The 18,203-nt window shown below is 45.4% G+C and carries 19 protein-coding genes; 15 read left to right on the top strand and 4 right to left on the bottom strand.

The genetic code is table 11. The features are described from left to right. Window positions 1-79 precede the first annotated feature (79 nt). The 10 genes from QVE09_RS20645 to QVE09_RS20600 all read left to right on the top strand — a co-directional run bounded on the left by QVE09_RS20645 (window position 80) and on the right by QVE09_RS20600 (window position 7,759). A complete protein-coding gene (locus QVE09_RS20645) occupies window positions 80-718 on the top strand; it encodes a 5-formyltetrahydrofolate cyclo-ligase (RefSeq protein ID WP_315938289.1) in 639 nt (212 codons plus the stop codon). 15 nt (window positions 719-733) lie between these two features. Further along, a complete protein-coding gene (gene moaC, locus QVE09_RS20640) occupies window positions 734-1,237 on the top strand; it encodes a cyclic pyranopterin monophosphate synthase MoaC (protein WP_315938288.1) in 504 nt (167 codons plus the stop codon). Window positions 1,238-1,274: 37 nt separating this feature from the next. Beyond that, window positions 1,275-1,760: a MogA/MoaB family molybdenum cofactor biosynthesis protein gene (locus QVE09_RS20635; RefSeq protein ID WP_017690080.1), complete on the top strand. Its 486-nt coding sequence runs from the start codon at window positions 1,275-1,277 to the stop codon at window positions 1,758-1,760. Window positions 1,761-1,967: 207 nt separating this feature from the next. Beyond that, window positions 1,968-2,216 (top strand): twin-arginine translocase TatA/TatE family subunit, encoded by a 249-nt coding sequence (gene tatA / locus QVE09_RS20630; protein WP_315938287.1) that lies wholly within the window; start codon window positions 1,968-1,970, stop codon window positions 2,214-2,216. Between the two features lie 78 nt (window positions 2,217-2,294). Further along, window positions 2,295-3,077: a twin-arginine translocase subunit TatC gene (gene tatC, locus QVE09_RS20625; protein WP_047841988.1), complete on the top strand. Its 783-nt coding sequence runs from the start codon at window positions 2,295-2,297 to the stop codon at window positions 3,075-3,077. Between the two features lie 400 nt (window positions 3,078-3,477). Then, entirely contained in the window at window positions 3,478-3,759 is a 282-nt protein-coding gene (gene groES, locus QVE09_RS20620) for a co-chaperone GroES (RefSeq protein ID WP_017690077.1), read from the top strand. A gap of 73 nt (window positions 3,760-3,832) precedes the next feature. Then, window positions 3,833-5,467: a chaperonin GroEL gene (groL, locus tag QVE09_RS20615; protein WP_036611259.1), complete on the top strand. Its 1,635-nt coding sequence runs from the start codon at window positions 3,833-3,835 to the stop codon at window positions 5,465-5,467. A gap of 226 nt (window positions 5,468-5,693) precedes the next feature. Continuing rightward, complete coding sequence (locus QVE09_RS20610) at window positions 5,694-6,110, top strand: hypothetical protein (protein WP_315938286.1); 417 nt, start codon at window positions 5,694-5,696, stop codon at window positions 6,108-6,110. Window positions 6,111-6,234: 124 nt separating this feature from the next. Further along, complete coding sequence (locus QVE09_RS20605; protein WP_315938285.1) at window positions 6,235-6,471, top strand: hypothetical protein; 237 nt, start codon at window positions 6,235-6,237, stop codon at window positions 6,469-6,471. A gap of 229 nt (window positions 6,472-6,700) precedes the next feature. After that, window positions 6,701-7,759, top strand: coding sequence for a flavin-containing monooxygenase (locus QVE09_RS20600; protein WP_315938284.1), 1,059 nt, complete (start codon window positions 6,701-6,703; stop codon window positions 7,757-7,759). Between the two features lie 608 nt (window positions 7,760-8,367). Here QVE09_RS20600 and QVE09_RS20595 read toward each other — a convergent pair. Together QVE09_RS20595 and lacZ are read right to left on the bottom strand one after the other, a co-directional pair. After that, window positions 8,368-9,054 (bottom strand): hypothetical protein, encoded by a 687-nt coding sequence (locus QVE09_RS20595; protein ID WP_315938283.1) that lies wholly within the window; start codon window positions 9,052-9,054, stop codon window positions 8,368-8,370. Window positions 9,055-9,206: 152 nt separating this feature from the next. Beyond that, window positions 9,207-12,326: a beta-galactosidase, LacZ type gene (gene lacZ / locus QVE09_RS20590; protein WP_315938282.1), complete on the bottom strand. Its 3,120-nt coding sequence runs from the start codon at window positions 12,324-12,326 to the stop codon at window positions 9,207-9,209. 126 nt (window positions 12,327-12,452) lie between these two features. Here lacZ and QVE09_RS20585 point away from each other — a divergent pair, with 126 nt between their 5' ends. The 5 genes from QVE09_RS20585 (at window position 12,453) to QVE09_RS20565 (ending at window position 16,152) form a co-directional block, all read left to right on the top strand. After that, window positions 12,453-13,286 carry a helix-turn-helix transcriptional regulator gene (locus tag QVE09_RS20585; protein WP_315938281.1) on the top strand — a complete coding sequence of 278 codons (834 nt, stop codon included), beginning with the start codon at window positions 12,453-12,455 and terminating at the stop codon, window positions 13,284-13,286. A gap of 240 nt (window positions 13,287-13,526) precedes the next feature. Continuing rightward, window positions 13,527-14,462 carry a helix-turn-helix domain-containing protein gene (locus QVE09_RS20580; protein WP_315938280.1) on the top strand — a complete coding sequence of 312 codons (936 nt, stop codon included), beginning with the start codon at window positions 13,527-13,529 and terminating at the stop codon, window positions 14,460-14,462. 27 nt (window positions 14,463-14,489) lie between these two features. Continuing rightward, a complete protein-coding gene (locus QVE09_RS20575) occupies window positions 14,490-14,978 on the top strand; it encodes a DinB family protein (RefSeq protein ID WP_315938279.1) in 489 nt (162 codons plus the stop codon). A gap of 182 nt (window positions 14,979-15,160) precedes the next feature. After that, window positions 15,161-15,430, top strand: coding sequence for a hypothetical protein (locus tag QVE09_RS20570; protein WP_211084351.1), 270 nt, complete (start codon window positions 15,161-15,163; stop codon window positions 15,428-15,430). 200 nt (window positions 15,431-15,630) lie between these two features. Then, the gene (locus tag QVE09_RS20565; RefSeq protein WP_315938278.1) at window positions 15,631-16,152 is read left to right on the top strand and encodes a GNAT family N-acetyltransferase; all 522 of its coding nucleotides are present in this window, start codon (window positions 15,631-15,633) and stop codon (window positions 16,150-16,152) included. Window positions 16,153-16,187: 35 nt separating this feature from the next. On the opposite strand, the gene QVE09_RS20560 is transcribed toward QVE09_RS20565, so the two are convergent. Further along, the gene (locus tag QVE09_RS20560; RefSeq protein WP_315938277.1) at window positions 16,188-17,432 is read right to left on the bottom strand and encodes a hypothetical protein; all 1,245 of its coding nucleotides are present in this window, start codon (window positions 17,430-17,432) and stop codon (window positions 16,188-16,190) included. A gap of 15 nt (window positions 17,433-17,447) precedes the next feature. Then, window positions 17,448-17,798 (bottom strand): hypothetical protein, encoded by a 351-nt coding sequence (locus QVE09_RS20555; protein ID WP_315938276.1) that lies wholly within the window; start codon window positions 17,796-17,798, stop codon window positions 17,448-17,450. Window positions 17,799-18,203: the final 405 nt, after the last annotated feature.

Raw genomic sequence — 18,203 nt, 5'->3', positions numbered from 1 at the left:
CAACTAGTCATAACATATAAATTGTTTTTTAATGAGAGCTTTTTTTACCTTCCCTATCAACAGGAGGTTATTCAAGGATATGCAGGATCATGCGGAACTGAAAAGTCAGCTTCGGTCCAGACTAAGACAGAGCCGTGATCTGATGGATGCAAGCATGCGTCAGCAGGCAATGACTAAGATTAACGCTGGAGTGAAGCGGGAGCTGGAGCGCCTTAGACAGGCCAAGAGCAAGGTCGTGAACAGACCACTCGTTATATTCAGTTATTTATCCTATGGAAGCGAAGCATCCACAGATTTTCTGTTTCAAGAGGGCTGGAATCATGGAGATGTGATGTTTGCACCAAAAGTGTTGGCGAATCCACCTCGAATGGAGCTACGGCGAGTGACCGGAGAACAGGATCTGGAGCCAGGCATATGGGGGATACCGGAACCCAAGGATTCCTGTGAAGTCCTGACGCCGGATGATTGGCCGGATATCGATCTCGTATTGGTACCGGGGCTTGGTTATGATCTCCATGGAGGGCGTATTGGTTATGGTGGCGGTTATTATGATCGTTTTGCCGAGACGCTTGCAGCAACATGTGTGATGACGGGCAAGAAACCATTGATGGCTGCGATGGTATTGCCGGGTCAGCTACAAGAGGAGATCCCGATGGACCTGCTCGATCTGCGGATTGATCTGTTGATAACAACCGAAGGTATACTACATATCGAATAAAGGGTTGTGATGTGATTGAGTTCAGAGGTGAACAACGGCCAGGCTTTCGGTGGTAAACTGACCCATTTTAATGAACAGGGGCGGGCCCGGATGGTTGATATTTCGGGTAAGGAAATTACCGTACGTACGGCTGTGGCCGTAACCAAGGTGACGATGAATTCAGATACACTGGAAGCGATTCGGGAGGGCCGAATCGGCAAAGGTGATGTTCTGGCTGTGGCTCAGATTGCCGGGATTCAAGGTGCGAAGAAAACGTCGGACTGGATTCCGATGTGCCATCCGCTGGCACTGACGGGTGTGGATATTCGTTTTCATGATAACGGAGTGGATGAATTACACATTGAAGTTACTGTCAAAACCGAAGGTAAAACGGGTGTTGAGATGGAGGCACTCACGGCTGCCTCAGCTGCAGCACTGACGGTTTATGACATGTGCAAGGCCATGCAAAAAGATATGATTATCGGTCCAACCATGTTGAATTCCAAGAGTGGTGGCAAAAACGGTGATTACAGCCGATAGGCAATATTTATTTTCATAGAGGAGAAGGGTGATCTTTATGGTGTGGAGAACAGCAATCCTGACAGCCAGTGACAAAGGAGCCCGCGGGGAACGTGAGGATACGAGTGCACAAGTCATTCGGGAGCTGGTGGAAGAAGAGCTGGGTGGTCAAATCGTGGAGTACCGTATCGTTCCGGATGAACCCGATGAGATTATTGCGGCTTTGATTGAGATGACGGATTATTTTCACGCCGATCTGGTGCTGACTACCGGTGGCACGGAACTGGCCATTCGTGATATTACCCCGGAAGCGACCCGGCGCGTGATTGAGCGGGAAGTTCCCGGGATGGCAGAGGCCATGCGGTACAGTGTAATGAGCAAAAACCGTTCTGCAATGCTGTTCCGTGGGGTATGTGGTATTCGTGGACGCACGCTGATTGTTAATCTGCCAGGTACACCAAAGGGTGTGCACGAACATCTGGCTGCCATTATGGATCAGCTTCCAGAAGCGCTGCTGATGGTTACGGGTCAATTCAAGCAATAATCGATTGCTGACTGTGGGCAAAATATCCGACTAGCCCTGACTGTTGTTTGATTGTTCTAGTGACATCTCTTATTTGTGAATTTTGCGGGTTATGTAAGTGGTTACATCTATGGTATGATGGGCTTAAATTAAGAACGCAGCAGAGACATCTATGAACATCTGGCGGAGTATAAGCATCTTCGAAGCTTGAGACGAGGAGGAATATCAATGTTAGGTTCCATTGGACCAACGGGTTTTATTTTGCTGGCCGTGATTGCATTGTTGTTGTTTGGACCCAACAAACTTCCGGAACTGGGACGTGCAGTTGGGCGTACCTTCCGTGAATTCAAAGAGGGCGCTCGCGAGATTATCTCTGAGGATGACTCGTCCAATCGCAAAGAGCAGGAGAAGGCGAAACCGCTGGCGGCTGAGAGCACACCTGCAGACAAGCCTGCTGATAAACGCCTGCCGGAATAATCTTGACGGCAATGAAAGAGAAATCCCTTCCTGCCGGAAGGGTTTTGTATTTTAAGCTGGCAATAATGGGGGGCAGGCATGACGCAGCAAATGGAAGAAATGTCGATTACGGAACATCTGAGTGAGCTGCGGAAGCGGCTGATCTACGTATTAAGTATTTTTGTGCTGGGACTGATTGCAGGATTTTTTGTGGCGGACCCGGTATACCAATATCTGACCAAGTCAGAGTCGGCAAAAGGTTTTGTATTACATGCCTTCTCGTTCTGGGACGGGATTGGCATCTACATGAAGATTGCAGGGTTGTTCTCACTTATTATTACACTGCCGTTTACGGTGTATCAGATCTGGAAGTTTGTTAGTCCAGGGCTAAAGCCGCGTGAGCGTAAAGCAACGCTGAAGTATGTGCCCTATGTGTTTCTTTTATTTCTGACAGGTATGGCTTTCTCGTATTATGTTATTTTTCCGATGGCACTCGCCTTCACAACAGCGATTACGGAGAAGATGGGACTTGTGGAGACCTACGGGATGAAACAGTATTTCAGCTTTCTGTTTGGCATTGTGCTGCCTGTGTCCCTGTTATTTGAACTTCCTTTACTTATTATGTTTCTGACAGGACTGCGAATTCTGAATCCAATTCGTCTTCGCAAAATGCGCAGAGTGTCTTATTTTGTTCTGATCTTCATTGCAGTGGTTATTACACCTCCAGACTTTATATCTGATCTTCTGGTGATGATTCCCTTGCTCTTGTTATATGAGATCAGTGTGTTATTATCCGCAATTGTATACCGCAAGCAGCTTGCAGCCGATGAAGAGATCGAATCCCGTTACGTTCGTGCCGAGGATAAGAAACATGCGGGCTGAATGTGGATAAGCTGTAATGTGCCCGGAAAAGACGGTATGTTCTTATCTGGGCTATTTCTGTAGACTGCCGACGACCACGACAGGACAAGCAGGCATATTATGTTCAACAATGGATACAATGGGAAAGGGACTGTCTGCTAACGTTGCAGAAGGGCTAAACAATTTCGTAGAATAAGATTAGTGAATTGCAACATATAACCAGGCACAGCGGGTGTAATTTGGTTATGTTCGTGTAAATTCAACGTAAATTCTCGCAGGAATTCGTCAAAAGGACTTGAAATCATGCTTCAAGTTGAGTATCATAAAGTTGGTTGTTAGCACTGAACACTGTCGAGTGCTAATACATATAGCTACAACCTACAATGTAACGTTATATAATTTCAAAAGGAGGCTATTTTTCATGATCAGACCTTTAGGTGAACGCGTATTGGTAGAACCACTGGAGCAAGAGCAAACAACTTCTTTCGGGATCGTACTCCCGGACTCCGCCAAAGAAAAACCGCAAGAGGGTAGAATCATTGCAGTTGGTGCTGGAGTATTGAAAGACGGCGTACGTGTAGCTCTGGAAGTGAAAGAAGGAGATCGCGTTATTTTCTCCAAATATGCCGGTACAGAAATTAAATTCGAAGGTAAAGAATATTTGATTATGAAAGAGAGCGATATTCACGCGATTCTCGACTAATTCAAATTTAATCGGATAACCGAACCATATAGCACGACCATTTTCCAACAAAAACTAGGGAGGTTTTCTTAAGATGGCTAAAGACATTAAATTCAGTGAAGACGCTCGTCGCTCCATGCTTCGTGGTGTGGATGCATTGGCTAATGCAGTAAAAGTAACACTCGGTCCTAAAGGCCGTAACGTGGTTCTGGAGAAAAAATTCGGAAGCCCACTCATCACTAACGATGGTGTAACCATTGCTAAAGAAATCGAACTGGAAGATGCATTCGAGAACATGGGTGCACAACTGGTTAAAGAAGTAGCAACGAAAACCAACGATGTTGCCGGTGACGGTACTACAACAGCAACTGTATTGGCGCAAGCGCTGATCACAGAAGGTCTGAAAAACGTAACTGCAGGCGCTAGCCCAATCGGTATCCGTAAAGGGATCGACAAAGCGGTTAAAGCTGCGGTTGCTGAATTGCAATCCATCTCCAAACCAATTGATTCCAAACAATCCATCGCACAAGTTGCAGCAATCTCTGCAGCTGACGAAGAAGTAGGCGAACTGATCGCTGAAGCTATGGAAAAAGTAGGTAAAGATGGCGTAATCACAGTAGAAGAATCCAAAGGATTCGCTACAGAGCTTGAAGTGGTTGAAGGTATGCAATTCGACCGTGGATACATCTCTCCTTACATGATCACTGATACGGACAAAATGGAAGCTGTTTTGGACAATCCGTACATCTTGATCACAGACAAAAAAATCTCCAGCACGCAAGATATCTTGCCATTGCTTGAGAAAATCGTTCAACAAGGCAAACCGCTGGTATTGATCGCTGAAGATATCGAAGGCGAAGCACTGGCTATGCTTGTTGTGAACAAATTGCGTGGTACATTCAATGCTGTAGCTGTTAAAGCTCCAGGATTCGGTGACCGTCGTAAAGCAATGCTGCAAGACATCGCTGCCCTCACTGGTGGTCAATTGATCACGGAAGAACTGGGTCTGGACCTGAAATCCGCTGTTGTGGAACAACTGGGTACAGCTCGCCAAATCCGTGTAACAAAAGAAAACACAATCATCGTTGACGGTGCTGGTAACAAATCCGATATCGATGCACGTGTTAGCCAAATCCGTACACAATTGGAAGAAACAACTTCCGAGTTCGACAAAGAGAAACTGCAAGAGCGTCTGGCTAAATTGTCCGGCGGTGTAGCAGTAATCAAAGTTGGTGCGGCTACTGAAACAGAATTGAAAGAACGCAAACTTCGCATCGAAGATGCCCTGAACGCAACTCGCGCAGCGGTTGAAGAAGGTATCGTATCCGGTGGTGGTACAGCGCTCATGAACGTATATAGCGCGGTTGCGGCTGTAGCTCTGTCCGGTGACGAGCAAACAGGCGTAAACATCGTCCTGCGTGCTCTGGAAGCACCAATCCGCACAATCGCAGCTAACGCTGGCGAAGAAGGTTCCGTAATCGTGGAACGTCTGAAAAAAGAACAAACAGGCATCGGCTTCAACGCTGCAACTGGCGAGTGGGTTAACATGATCGAAGCTGGTATCGTTGACCCTGCGAAAGTAACTCGTTATGCATTGCAAAACGCTGCTTCCGTAGCAGCAATGTTCTTGACTACTGAAGCGGTTATCGCTGACAAACCAGAACCAGCAGGTGCTGGTGGCGGAATGCCTGACATGGGCGGTATGGGTGGAATGGGCGGCATGATGTAATAAAGGTGTAAAAACCTTTAAAGCATCATGTGCCTGGCAGAGCAAAATCTCGTTACGATGTGACGAGATTTTGTGAAGCAGCCACTGTTACAAATGATAAAGAAAATAAGGACCACTTCTTAATATTTATTAAGGAGTGGTTTTTGTGTTATTGAGTATTTTATAATCAAAGTAGTATCAAGAGATATGGAGGTCATATATCATTAAACATATTAGAAAAATGATAGTGGCAGGTTTACTGTCTACTGCTGTTATCATCTTAATTTATAATTTCACTTCCAATTCTGAAGAAAGATTCGTAAAAGCAAATGAACCTATAAGTACTCCATCAACTCCATTAACAGTAATTAATAATGAAGATATCGCGGGTACTACAAATACGCATCGGTTTGATATTCCGGCAGGATTTAGTTATGTGAAAGTGAGTTTTAAAAACACGGGTTCGAAACACTTCACATTTACGATCAATAAAGGATCTACTAGTGGAACCGAGATAACGTTTGGTAGTGTCCCAGCAGATGGAAAAGAGCATACATATTATAGTGACAAAGCTTTGTCGACGGGTTGGTATTATGTGAGCACCTCTTCTGCGCAAGGGATGTCTGGCACATTAGATGTTTCTCTGGGAACTGATGCTTTTTAAATGATTTGGGATTTCGCTCTAAATGCTAATTTGAAGCCCGGAGACTGAAACCTTGTTTCTATGATTTCGTATGTACAGGGATACATAGAAGATTTATTAGGAACTATTTGAGGAGGAAATGATTTTGAAAAAAGGTACGAAGTGGGTATTATGGATTCTGGGCTTGATGCTCGCTGCAATTTTTATCAACTTCTTTATGAATCTATATAGCTTTGCTTATGCACTGATTACCGTGCTTTTACTTGCCTTTATGGGATGGGGATTCTTAGCAAAGTTAAAGAACGACGTCCGTCAGCATGAAGATCATCATAGAAGAGAGCACCAATCTGCGATCGACGATATTGATCGATACACCAGATAATAACTAACTAACGAACAAAAGAACATATCATACTTAGGATCAAAGTTAAGTTACATGCATCCTACCCTGTAATGAGTAAAGGCTCCCGTGAGGGAGTCTTTTTAATGTTAATTTTTTAAAAAAAGTAGGGATGTTTTCATCTATTGCTAAACAGACAGTTGTTAAGTAAAATAAACATATGAATAAGTACTCATATATTAATATATAAACCGTATTGGAGATGATACATATGTACGATGTATTGGTTATCGGAGTTGGGCAAGCAGGCTTGGCAGCAGGTTACTATCTTCAACAGTCGGGGTTAACCTTTTTAATCGTTGACGCTGCCTCATCTGTTGGGGAATCTTGGCGTAAACGGTACGATTCCTTGCATCTTTTTACTCCACGAATGTATGATGGGTTACCGGGAATGCCGCTTAGTGGAAATGAAAATAGCCTGCCAAGCAAAGATGAAATTGCAGATTATTTTGAAAGTTACGCCACACAAATGCATCTTCCTATAAAGTTAAACTGTGAAATCTCCCGTCTCACGAAGCAAGATGAGGTGTACTATGCCGAAACCAATGATAGAATGATTGAAGCGCGCAATATTATCGTTGCGACGGGACCTTTCCAGACCAAAAATGTTCCTCATTTTGCGAAAGCATTATCCGAGCATGTGATTCAGCTTCACTCATCAGAATATAAAAATATCTCTCAATTGCTTCCTGGAACAACAGTAGTTGTAGGCGGAGGGAATTCAGGTGCCCAAATCGCCGTAGAGTTGACATCAGATGAACAACAAACCGTATACATATCCATAGCCCGAAATATTACCTTTAGGCCTTTGCATATTATGAAACGAAGTATATTCTGGTATTTTGAAAAGCTCGGAATATTACGTGCAAGTGCAGATCGTATGGTTGGAAAATGGTTGAGAAATCAGCCTGAGTACGTCTATGGCTACGAGTTAAAAGAATTGATGACCCAGGGAAAAGTTAACATGCGCTCACGTGCCATTAATGCAATAGATGACCGCATCCTATATGAGGATGGTAGTGAGACACGCATAGACAATATTATCTGGGCGACTGGGTTTAAGCGAAATGATAGTTGGATCGATATCAATACTGCTTTTGATGCCCAAGGTGTAATTATACACGAGAGAGGCGTATCACCGGTTGCTGGACTGTACTTTGTAGGGCTACCTTGGCAAACATCTCGGGGTTCAGCACTGCTGGGATGGGTTAAATACGATGCTCAGAAGATCGTTAGTCATGTGATTCAAAGGCAAGACACATTGTACTAGTAGATGCTAGGGATGATTAGCGAATATCATAACTCACATTTTTGGGTATATTCCTAAAAGGAGGGATTTTATGAAATTATTTAAACTGCCATTGATTCTTTGTGTTATAGTACTTTTATCTATTGTCTCAGCTTGTGGTGCCGATGATAGGCTACACGGAAAGAGCGATAACTGGGATGTGTCTCTTCAGAGGTCAACAGGGGAAGGCGCTTGAGGAACAAGGGGTACCGTTCAGTATGTCGGGAACGGTTACTGAGGCGGAGAAAACGAAAGATCCAATTACCTTTAAAATGAGCTGGAACAATCAAAGCGAGATTGTAACTTTTGAGTAACTCTCGCATTGGGAGGTGTTTCATTGGTTTGGTGGCAACTATTAATTGCGTGGATATGCATTATTTGTTTGATGATCACGTTCAAAGACAGGATCAGTAAATGGATACTCTATCCTGTATCGCTTTTTTGTATCGTGATTACTTTAATATTAGGACTCTTTAATCCCTAAATAGAAGAGATCACAAGTGAAATTACTGAATCATTCTATAGTACATACCATACGTTAGGCCGTTCCTTCATGGAGCGGCCTTTTTCCCTTTTTACACAATGGGGTCTCATTTCGCAACAATTATTTCAAAAGTCGAGTGATCATGATCTTGAATGCTGAAGCGATATTCCAATCCATTTCGAACTGTCGCCCCATCGAAATCAGACTGATTCACATCACGATCCAATAAACCGATATCCTGAATGACATCTTGTGCATCGTTATACGTGTACTCACTATTGGTTGTGAGAATGAGTGTGGCGATAGCGGTCAAAAAAATTCCACCCGTTGGTTCGCTCGTATCACCAGTTCCATATAACCTGATTTCCTGTACGCTCTCATCCGCATTCACTACACCAACCAAACGCAATTCATCATTGAATACATACTCGAAAGTACCAGTACCCTGCTCGGAAGAGTCTTTCACATTCAAGCGGGTAATACTCAACCCATTCAGTCGGTATTTGCCCACGGCGCCATTAAACTTGTTTTTTAATTCATTGGTAGTCATATGGAGGCCCGAGATTTCGATTTGGGATGAAGGGGTCTGATCTATTTCAGACTGAGTAGAGTTCGAAGATAAATTCAGCATCCCATACAAACCTATTGAAGCAATCGCAAAACAGGCCATCGTTAGAAAAATATATCTGATCGTCAACCTATTACCTTTGCGAATAGATAAGATCATCCCAACAACAAATCCCAAGAAAGCAATAAAGCCAAGAATGAAGAGAACGGTAAACAGATATTGCAAAGTCTCACCTCGTAATAGAGTAATAACTGGTAAAGATCTTTCTTGCACCTCATTCATTATAATGTTCCCATGGAAAACTTCAAACTCCCACTATTCACTGCCCCAACAAAAAAAAGCACTGCCGGCATGCTGCCAGCAGTGCTTGATTGGTGTTATACAGGTCTTACTGTAAAGGTGAAGTGATACGCGCGGTTGGCTGGCAAAGTGTATTCAGCATGGGTACGTGCGCCCCAGCTGTCATCTCCACCAACACCCATTTGTTTGTAATTGATGCGGGCGACAGTCTGCGTGCTCTGAGGCAATTTGTACACATGGTCATGTGCTTCGAGTTCCTCAGGTGTCCAAGGCAACGCATTGATTTCAAATGGTATGGTGGCTTCAACATGAAGGCCAAGTTGACCATCCGCTGACGTTATTTCAGCGAAGCGTACATCCGTTTTGTTACCACACTCTTGTGGTTTCAGATATGGAACGAATTGATCTCGAACTGCACCTGTGTAATAGCCGAGACGTGCGCTGGTTAGACGGTCTGCGTAGTTGTCGTGTGGCCCTCTGCCGTACCAAGAGATTGTATCCAGGCTGTTATTCAGTTGCAGCAGCATACCGAATTCCGGTAGATCGGGTAGGCCCACACCTGGAATAAGGGTTTGACTGATTTCCAATACACCATCCGCATCAATTCGATATGTGATGGACAGCGTACATCCCGGATGTGAATCCCACGTATAATCACTCGTTACGAGAATGCCTTGCTTGTCTGCATGGTGCTCGAAGCGAATTAATCTGCTGGTAGCGTGAGCATCTCTCCAGAAGGCAGAACGCTCATTCAGACGGTTCCCCATATCATTGTCTGTCATGGCTCTCCAGAAATTCGGCCGGACAGGTGCGAGCAATTGCTCCTGATTGTTGATCTGATAGGATGTTAACGCGCCAGTGGCTGGATTGAAACTCAACGTGACTTGGCCTGTAGTCACTTTCAATTCATCTTGCAGATCCTGTACCTGCGGCGCATTGTCTTGTCCTTGACGTATCGGTTGGATTGGACGCAATCTCGGAGATACCACGAACTGATCCCAGGCAATCTCATGACCTACTCCTGCCCATTTGGTTGCCACTTTGGTGACCAGAGATACAGTCAGCACCGCTTCCTTGAACAAATCGGATGATGGCGTGTACGGGATACGGACTTCAACCGATTCGCCAGGAGGTACTGCGATATCCAACGTGCCGTTCTCTACGGATACACCATCGTGTGTTACTGTCCATACGAGCGAATATTCGATCAGATCCGTGAACAGGAACTGGTTTTTGATACGAAGCAGGCCGTCTTTGATATCAATAGCCTCCATACGAACGTTCTGATAACATTTCTTCACTTCTTCCAGCTTCGGTGTAACTGTCTTATCCGCCAGAATCAGTCCGTTCCCGCAGAAATTGCCATCATGAGGAGATTCACCAAAATCGCCGCCATAAGCAAAATATTCTACACCGTCTGCCGTAGTGGTACGAATGGACTGATCGACCCAGTCCCAGATGAATGCACCCTGCAACACATCATATTTATCGAACAAATCCCAATACAGATGCAAACCTCCACAGGAGTTACCCATGGCATGGCTGTATTCGCAGATAATATAAGGTTTCTTCGGACCCTTCATGCGCGCGTATTGCTCGACATCTTGTGGGCTGATATACATTGTCGATTCAATATCACTTGCCGAATCAGAAGGGCGATAATGGAAGGTGCCTTCATAATGAACGAGACGGGTTGGATCTACTTGTTTCAGATAATCGTACATGGCGATGAAATTATCGCCGCCGAAGGACTCGTTACCCAGAGACCAGATAATAACGGACGGATGGTTTTTGTCCCGCTGGAACATCGAGTTACAGCGATCTATTACGTTATTACGCCATTCCGGCTTGCTCGCGGGAATATTGTTTTCATTCATTTCCTTTTGCCCATATTCCCAGGTACCGTGAGTTTCCAGATTCGTTTCGTCAATGACATAAAGGCCATATTCATCACACAGTTCGTACCAGAGTGACTGATTCGGATAATGGGATGTGCGCACGGCGTTAACGTTATAGGACTTCATCAACTCGATGTCACGGATCATGTCTTCCCGCCCAATGGCTCGACCCTTATCCGGGGAAAATTCATGACGATTCACGCCTTTAAACACAATGCGTTTGCCATTGATTTGCATCAGGCCGTCCTTCAGTTCAAACTTGCGGAATCCGATCCGGCTGCGAACAGCCTCAAGAGTTTCGCCTGATTCGTCCTGAATGGACAGCACAAGTGTATACAGATGAGGGGACTCAGCGCTCCATAGAAGCGGCTTCATAACCTCTGCTGACAACTGGAATGAAAGTTCATCCTCACCCAGGAAAGTAACGGCCGCAGTAAGTGGTTGCTTCAGTACAGTCTGCTGTTGTGCATCATAGAGCTGCGCCTGAACGGACAATCCGGTAGGGGTCTGCGCGGCATTATGATTAAATAACTTCAGGTCCAGCAGTAGCTCCGCATCCTGATACGCGTCATCCAGTTCAGTACGAACAAAGAAATCGGCGATCTGAACTGGTGAAGGTGAATGCAGGTATACACCACGGAAGATGCCGCTTAACCGCCAGAAATCCTGATTCTCCAGCCAGCTCGCATCACACCAGCGATATACCTCCACAGCGAGCTTGTTCTCACCTTCCGTTAGATACGAAGTGATATCGAATTCTGCGGGCGTGAACGTGTCTTCACTATAACCGACGAGTTCCCCGTTGAGCCATACATAAAAGGCAGATTCAACGCCCTCAAAATGAAGCAGGACAGGACGGTCTTTCCAGTCAGCAGGAACAGTAAACGTGCGGATGTACGAACCCACCGGATTATAAGTTGTTGGTGCAAATGGTGGCTTTAATTCAGGCTCACGCTCGACCCACGGATACGTCATATTCGTATATTGGGGATAATCGTAACCTTGTAGCTGCCAGTTGGAAGGAACGGCGATCTCGTCCCAGTCACTGGCATCATAGTTGTTCTCATAAAAGGATGAAATCCGTTGCTCCGGCGTCTCTGCAAAGGCAAACTTCCACTGACCATTCAGTGATTCGTACCATGGCGATGCGCTGGATTCATTGGATAACGCTTCTGCTACAGATGGAAACGCTACCATAGACGCATGTGCGGGTAGACGACCTATTTGAAAAGTCTCGGGATTGTTGTTCCATTCCGGGTATCCATTTACCGGAGGGGTGTATACCAGTTTCTTTCGCATAACAGCAACTCCTTCTGAAATGTTATAATATTGTCATTATAGAATTGAATGATGACTTAGAGAATAAAGAATATTGCCCATATATATCACAATATGAAACTAACGATGAAGAAAGTGGTGTACTGGATGGATACTCGGATTTTTTTTGGTAAAACAGAAGAAGCTGCTCGCCTGCCGATCTATATGACGACGGTTGGTTACTGGGAACACCAATATGAAACCGAGCGTCCAGAGGGATTCCCGGATTATCAGATCCACCAGATTATTCATGGTCAGGGGAGACTGATTATACAAGAAGACGAGTATATCGTCGGGCCGGGTGACGTTTTCTTTCTGTATCCCGATGTTCCGCATCGATATATGCCCATCAGTGACCGCTGGGAGCTGGCGTGGGTCTCGTTTCAGGGGAGAGAGGCCAGCCAGTTATTATCTTATGCGGGGATAACCGGTTCACGCGTATGCAGACTCAGGACAGCCACGCTGCTGCGTGGCCTGGAGCAACTTCTGGTTAGAGGAGAGAATGGCGGTGATACGGATTACGCAGATTACGATGTTGAATGCTCCAAACAATTATATGCCCTGCTGCTGGATCTGAAGCCACTGCTCATTGCATCCTTCAATTATAATGATGAACTAGAACGTTTGAAGCCTGTGCTGCGTTATATCGCAGAGCATCTGGATCGTTCGCTTTCGCTGAAGGAACTGGCCGATGTGGCTGTGGTATCTCCCCAATATTTGTGCAGGCTGTTTCAGAGGGCGCTCCATACCAGACCTGTATTTTACGTGAACCAGGAACGGATCAATCGAAGCAAACAACTTATGTTCAGTGAGAGAGAGCTTCGAATATATGAAGTGGCTGATCGGGTGGGTTACGAGAATGCCAGTTATTTCTGTGCGATGTTCAAAAGGCATACAGGCATGAGTCCAGAGCGTTTTCGCAAACTTCACGGACTGAATTGAAATTCTGAATGCTGCTTTTCATATTGATTTTTGATCTGTTATTCATCCCAATTTCAGTTTTTATTAAGGTTGGGAAGGTAAGATAAGTCTTGTAAACCCCTTCTCGTGTTAAATAGATGTGTGACTGGCCCTATCGGATTGTCCTCCGGTAGGGCACTTTTTTTCTTCATTTGTTGGGTTGGTGGTATGATAGATGAATACATAATGTGTAACCAACTCTATTGACCGGAGGATGGAATTGTGGATCACAGCTTGCACCCGTTGTTTAAGCCTATTCAGATGAATGGAACGTATCTTAACAGTTATTATGTTGAGAAAATACCTGCTGCCGGCCTGATGGCTTATGTGGCCTGTTATTGGGAATCGGGATCTCTTCCGAACACACATGCGGATGTTGCTTCGGGAGAAGGTCGAGAGCGATCGATGACGACGGTGCCTGCCCGGGTATTGCCGGATGGTTGCACGGACATGCTGATTACATACGACCCAGTCTGTTCAGAGCACTCCTATGCTTACTGTGGCAATTATACACAGCCGTTCGCTGTACCTGAGCCATCCGATGATGGTCCTCCTGCTGGAGACTACACCTTTGGTGTCCGGTTCTTCCCGGGTGGAGCACATGTTTTCCATGGCATGCCTCTGGAGTGGTTTACGGATAAGCGGATTGCGCTTCAGGAATGCTGGCCGGAGAAGCTGAACGAGCTTCAGGAACGGATGGTCGAAACGAATAATTTTGCAGAGCGGGTAGAGGTTATGAATGCGTACTTGAGTCCGTTGCCCGTGCAGACAAGCACATCTGAGAACGACCTGATGAAAAACGTGCTGCACCGCATCTTTATAGATGGGGGACGTATGACTGTCCAGGAGTTGGCGATGCGTGAAGTGATCAGCGAGCGGCAGATGCATCGCAAGTTCTCGGAATGGGTTGGAATCAGCCCCAAGCGATTCAGTGAGGTGGTTCGTTTTCATCGTGTGTTGAGTGATATTCATCAGGGGAACACGACAGATTGGGCAATGCTTGCCCAGAATCATGGATTTTTTGACCAAGCCCATCTAATTCGGCAGTTTCGCAAGTTTTATGGAGAGACTCCGTTGACGGCAGCCAAGGAGCATGGCAGAATGTTGTCCGATTTGTACAATAGATCTGTAGCCCCTTCGGTTATACTGAAGTCGTGAGAATAAAAGATAAGGGAGACATCATATATGAATGGAACATTGCAGATTCGGGATCACTTGTTAAATGAATTGGAAACAGGCGTACGGACGGGAGCTTCGTTAATTCGCTTGATCCGTTCGGAGGATTGGTCTTATCGTCCACAGGAGAATATGCGTTCATTGGTGGAGCTTGTGCATCACTTTATCCAGATTACGGCATCGGATCTTGTCATTATGCAGGAGAAAGGTGAAGCAGAGGTTGGTCTGGTGGAGAACAGTCTGTCCGGAATCGAGGATATTGAGAAGCTTGAAGCAACGTTATGGAGCAATTTCGAATCCTACAAAGCGTATATCACGGCATTGAGCGAAGATGACTTTTTGAATCGTTCAACGAAAGCTTTTTATATGGAACATGGTCACTTGCAGGTTCAATGGCAGATTGAAACGGTAACGCATGTATTCCATCACCGTTCGCAGCTGTATAACTACCTCAAGCAGCAAGGTCATGAATTAAATTTCTTCATGCTGTATGCGTAATTAAACTAGAATAAGTTTAGTTGGCTCCACCGGATGGTCCGGTGGGGCTTTTTTTTGCGTACAGTTGTCTATCAATCTATGAAGTCTATCAAAATTGGACATTATGACACTGGTAATTCACCGTTGCTTTACTAGATTTCAAGCATAGAATACCGTATCAAAGCAAAAGGAGGTGATTTGAAATGGCCATCATTTCTCACAACCTTCCAGCTGGAGTGGGCAAGTCCTTCTATGAAAATCTGTCTGGAGGCGCCAATGCGACCGTTGCGGTAAACAATTTCGGACCCGCTGCGGTATCGCTCGTTATCACTCGAGTCGACGCACCAGTCGTAACGTATGTCATTCCAGTGAACAGCGGCCTTATCATCACAGCAAGCGGCGTTCTGGTTTTCGCTTTGCTCGCGAACCAGGGCGGAGATGCCGTAGGAACGATTGAAGTTATTTTGTCTTAATCCTGATCGTTGTAGCTTGTACAGACCTCTGTCCGACATTGTCGGCGGGGTCTCTTTGATAGAAGTGTAATATGTAGAGCAGGCTTTTGTACTATAGTATTTATACATATTGTTTACTGGAAACCTCATGCGATTAATCTATAGTATAGACAGGTATAGGCAGCACACTGAGATGTGCTGGAAAAACGGGAGGTTAGTGGATGATGAACAGAACAATCTTATTTGAAACCGAACGGTTGGAATGTGCGACATGGAACGAAGGGGATCGTGCGCTGGCGTTTGCATTGTGGGGCGATCATGAGGTTGCCAAATGGATTAGCAGCAAGGGATTTCTGAGCGAGGATGAAGTAGAAGCGCGATTGACACAGGAGATTCAAAGGCAGAAGGAAGCGGGTGTGCAATATTGGCCCCTTTTTGAGAAAGAGTCGGAGGTGTTTGTCGGTTGCTGTGGACTGCGTCCGTATTCTACAGAAGAGGATATCTATGAATTGGGATTCCATCTAACCCGGGATCACTGGGGGAAAGGGTATGCACAGGAAGCCGCGCGGGCGGTGATTAGTTATGCCTTTGACAAAATGAATGTGAAGGCACTGTTTGCCGGGCATCATCCGGATAATGAAGTGTCACGTCACATCTTGATCAAGCTGGGATTTGAGTATACAGGTGATGAACGCTATGAACCAACAGGAAAGATGCATCCATCCTATGTGCTGCGAAAATAAGAAACCCCCGACCAATGAAGGACAGGGATTGCGTGTTAGGCGATGCTGAATAATACGGTTTTGGTCCCGACAAGTGTAGATCCGCTGTTAACAAAATAATAGTTGGAGGCGGTATCCAGCGTTAAAGGTCCTGTCCAGGTGATCGTAGCGAACTGACTACTGAATATGCCTGTTGGAGGGACGTCACTTAAGGCGAGTGTAACGGTCACATTGCCATTAATCGTGGAATTGGTAATGTGGGAGTATCCTCTTACATTAATGGTGCTGTCTGAAGTACTATCTACCATCCGTTGAATATTCAAACCGGTATGAACCATTGTGTTGATGCGACTGTGATACAGGTACGTATTCAGATTCCCCATATGACCGGATTGTACGATATTACCCACGACTCTGGCATTGAGCAGTTGGAATTCGATGGTCGTGAACGGGTCACCCACAGCCACGTTCTGAAAAGTGACGTCACCACTTATAATGGCACCGTCCGTGTAGTTGGTATGCGTGCTGACGGACGTGCCGTCATCAAATGTTCCTATAACCGTAACAGGACGAGCATCAAATGCGGGTCCTTGAACCAGATAGACATCTTCTGCAGCCTGACTTGTCTGGATCGTGACATTGCGGGGAATGGAAGAAGCGAAGTTGGCCAGATCCGAATTTCCGAGTTGCCATGGGCCAAGTCCCAAAATTTGCACATGTCTTGCGGGAGGAATAACAATGTCTTCATTGAAGGATGAATTGCCGGCAATCAGAATAATCAAACGGGCTCTCATACCAAAGGTAACCGCAAGAGGACTATTCGTGGCTGCGTCAATAGCAGCCTGTAGGGAGTTGAATGGATCAAAGGGTGAACCGGTACCTGGTCCTGGAGCGCTGGAATCCGCCCAGTAGATCGTCTGTCCCCACTCGAAGTTGGGAGTGCCACCTTCAGCACCCAGCAATTCAGAAGTTACCAGTCGATGGGCAGCGACCAATTGTCCTGTCGCATTTTTGCCCCACATGGAAACGTCGGTTAAGCTCTCCGCCAAGCCACTGGTAGTGAAAATAAATTCGAAGCCATCCAAGTTTGCAAAATAACTCTTGGTGAAGACTTCATTGGGCGCAAGCGAGATAGATTCCAGTACATACAAGGTCCGCGTTCCGTTTAGCACATATCCTTCGATAAGAACAGTTGAGGCGTTGACTGGATCTTCGTTATCCATTTTGACAGTAACCGATTGGGTGAGTCTTGATCCGGATACCATGTTGTTCTCAATGGGCCCGGATGAGATTGTGGCCATCTTTTTCCCCCCTTTTTATAGAGCTAGTTCATTCGAAACAATGCGATGTGCGGTGACGATTTGCCCGGTGCTGTCTTTTCCCCACACTGAAATTTCAGTTAATGCAGCTGCGCCTCCACTCGTTGTGAATACATATTCGTATCCATCCAGGTTGGCAAAGTAGGTTTGAGAGAAGACTTGCCCGGGGGTCAGATTAACGGATTGCAGCACATATAAGGTCCGCGTTCCATTTAGGAAATAACCTTCAATGAGTACATTGGACGTATTGATGGAATCGGTGTTGACCATTTTGATGGTGACCTGTTGTGTAGGTCTGCTGCCACCGGAGAGGTTGTTCTCGATCGGGCCTGTAGAAAGGACTGCCATAGGTCCATCTCCTTTTTTATGAATGTCTTTTCCTGAGAAAAGCTAGAATAGCATATGTTAGAATTGACGAAAGCGTTTGGACAGAGAGATAGATGTACTGAATGAAAAGGAGGGACTGAATCTTCTGTCCAAAAGGGATATATGTTTTCATGCTTTTTTTATTTCGCTTTCAGCTTCTATTAAGGTAGCGGAGGTATGATAACTCTTGTAAACCCCTTCTCGTGTTAAATAGATGTGTGACTGACCCCGCCGGGCGCCGGTGGGGTATTTTTTTATTTGATTTTCAAATAAACAAAACTAAACAAAAATAAATAAAAGTATATTTCTGTGTTTGTTATTGACTATCGAAGATAAACAAAGGTATAATGAATGTGAAATAAGGAACTTACTATGTGCGTGGCAAGC

The organism is Paenibacillus sp. ClWae2A (assembly GCF_032452295.1).
Lineage (GTDB): Bacteria > Bacillota > Bacilli > Paenibacillales > Paenibacillaceae > Paenibacillus.
Note: the sequence above shows the minus strand (reverse complement) of the source record. Positions and strands in the feature narration are given on the sequence as shown.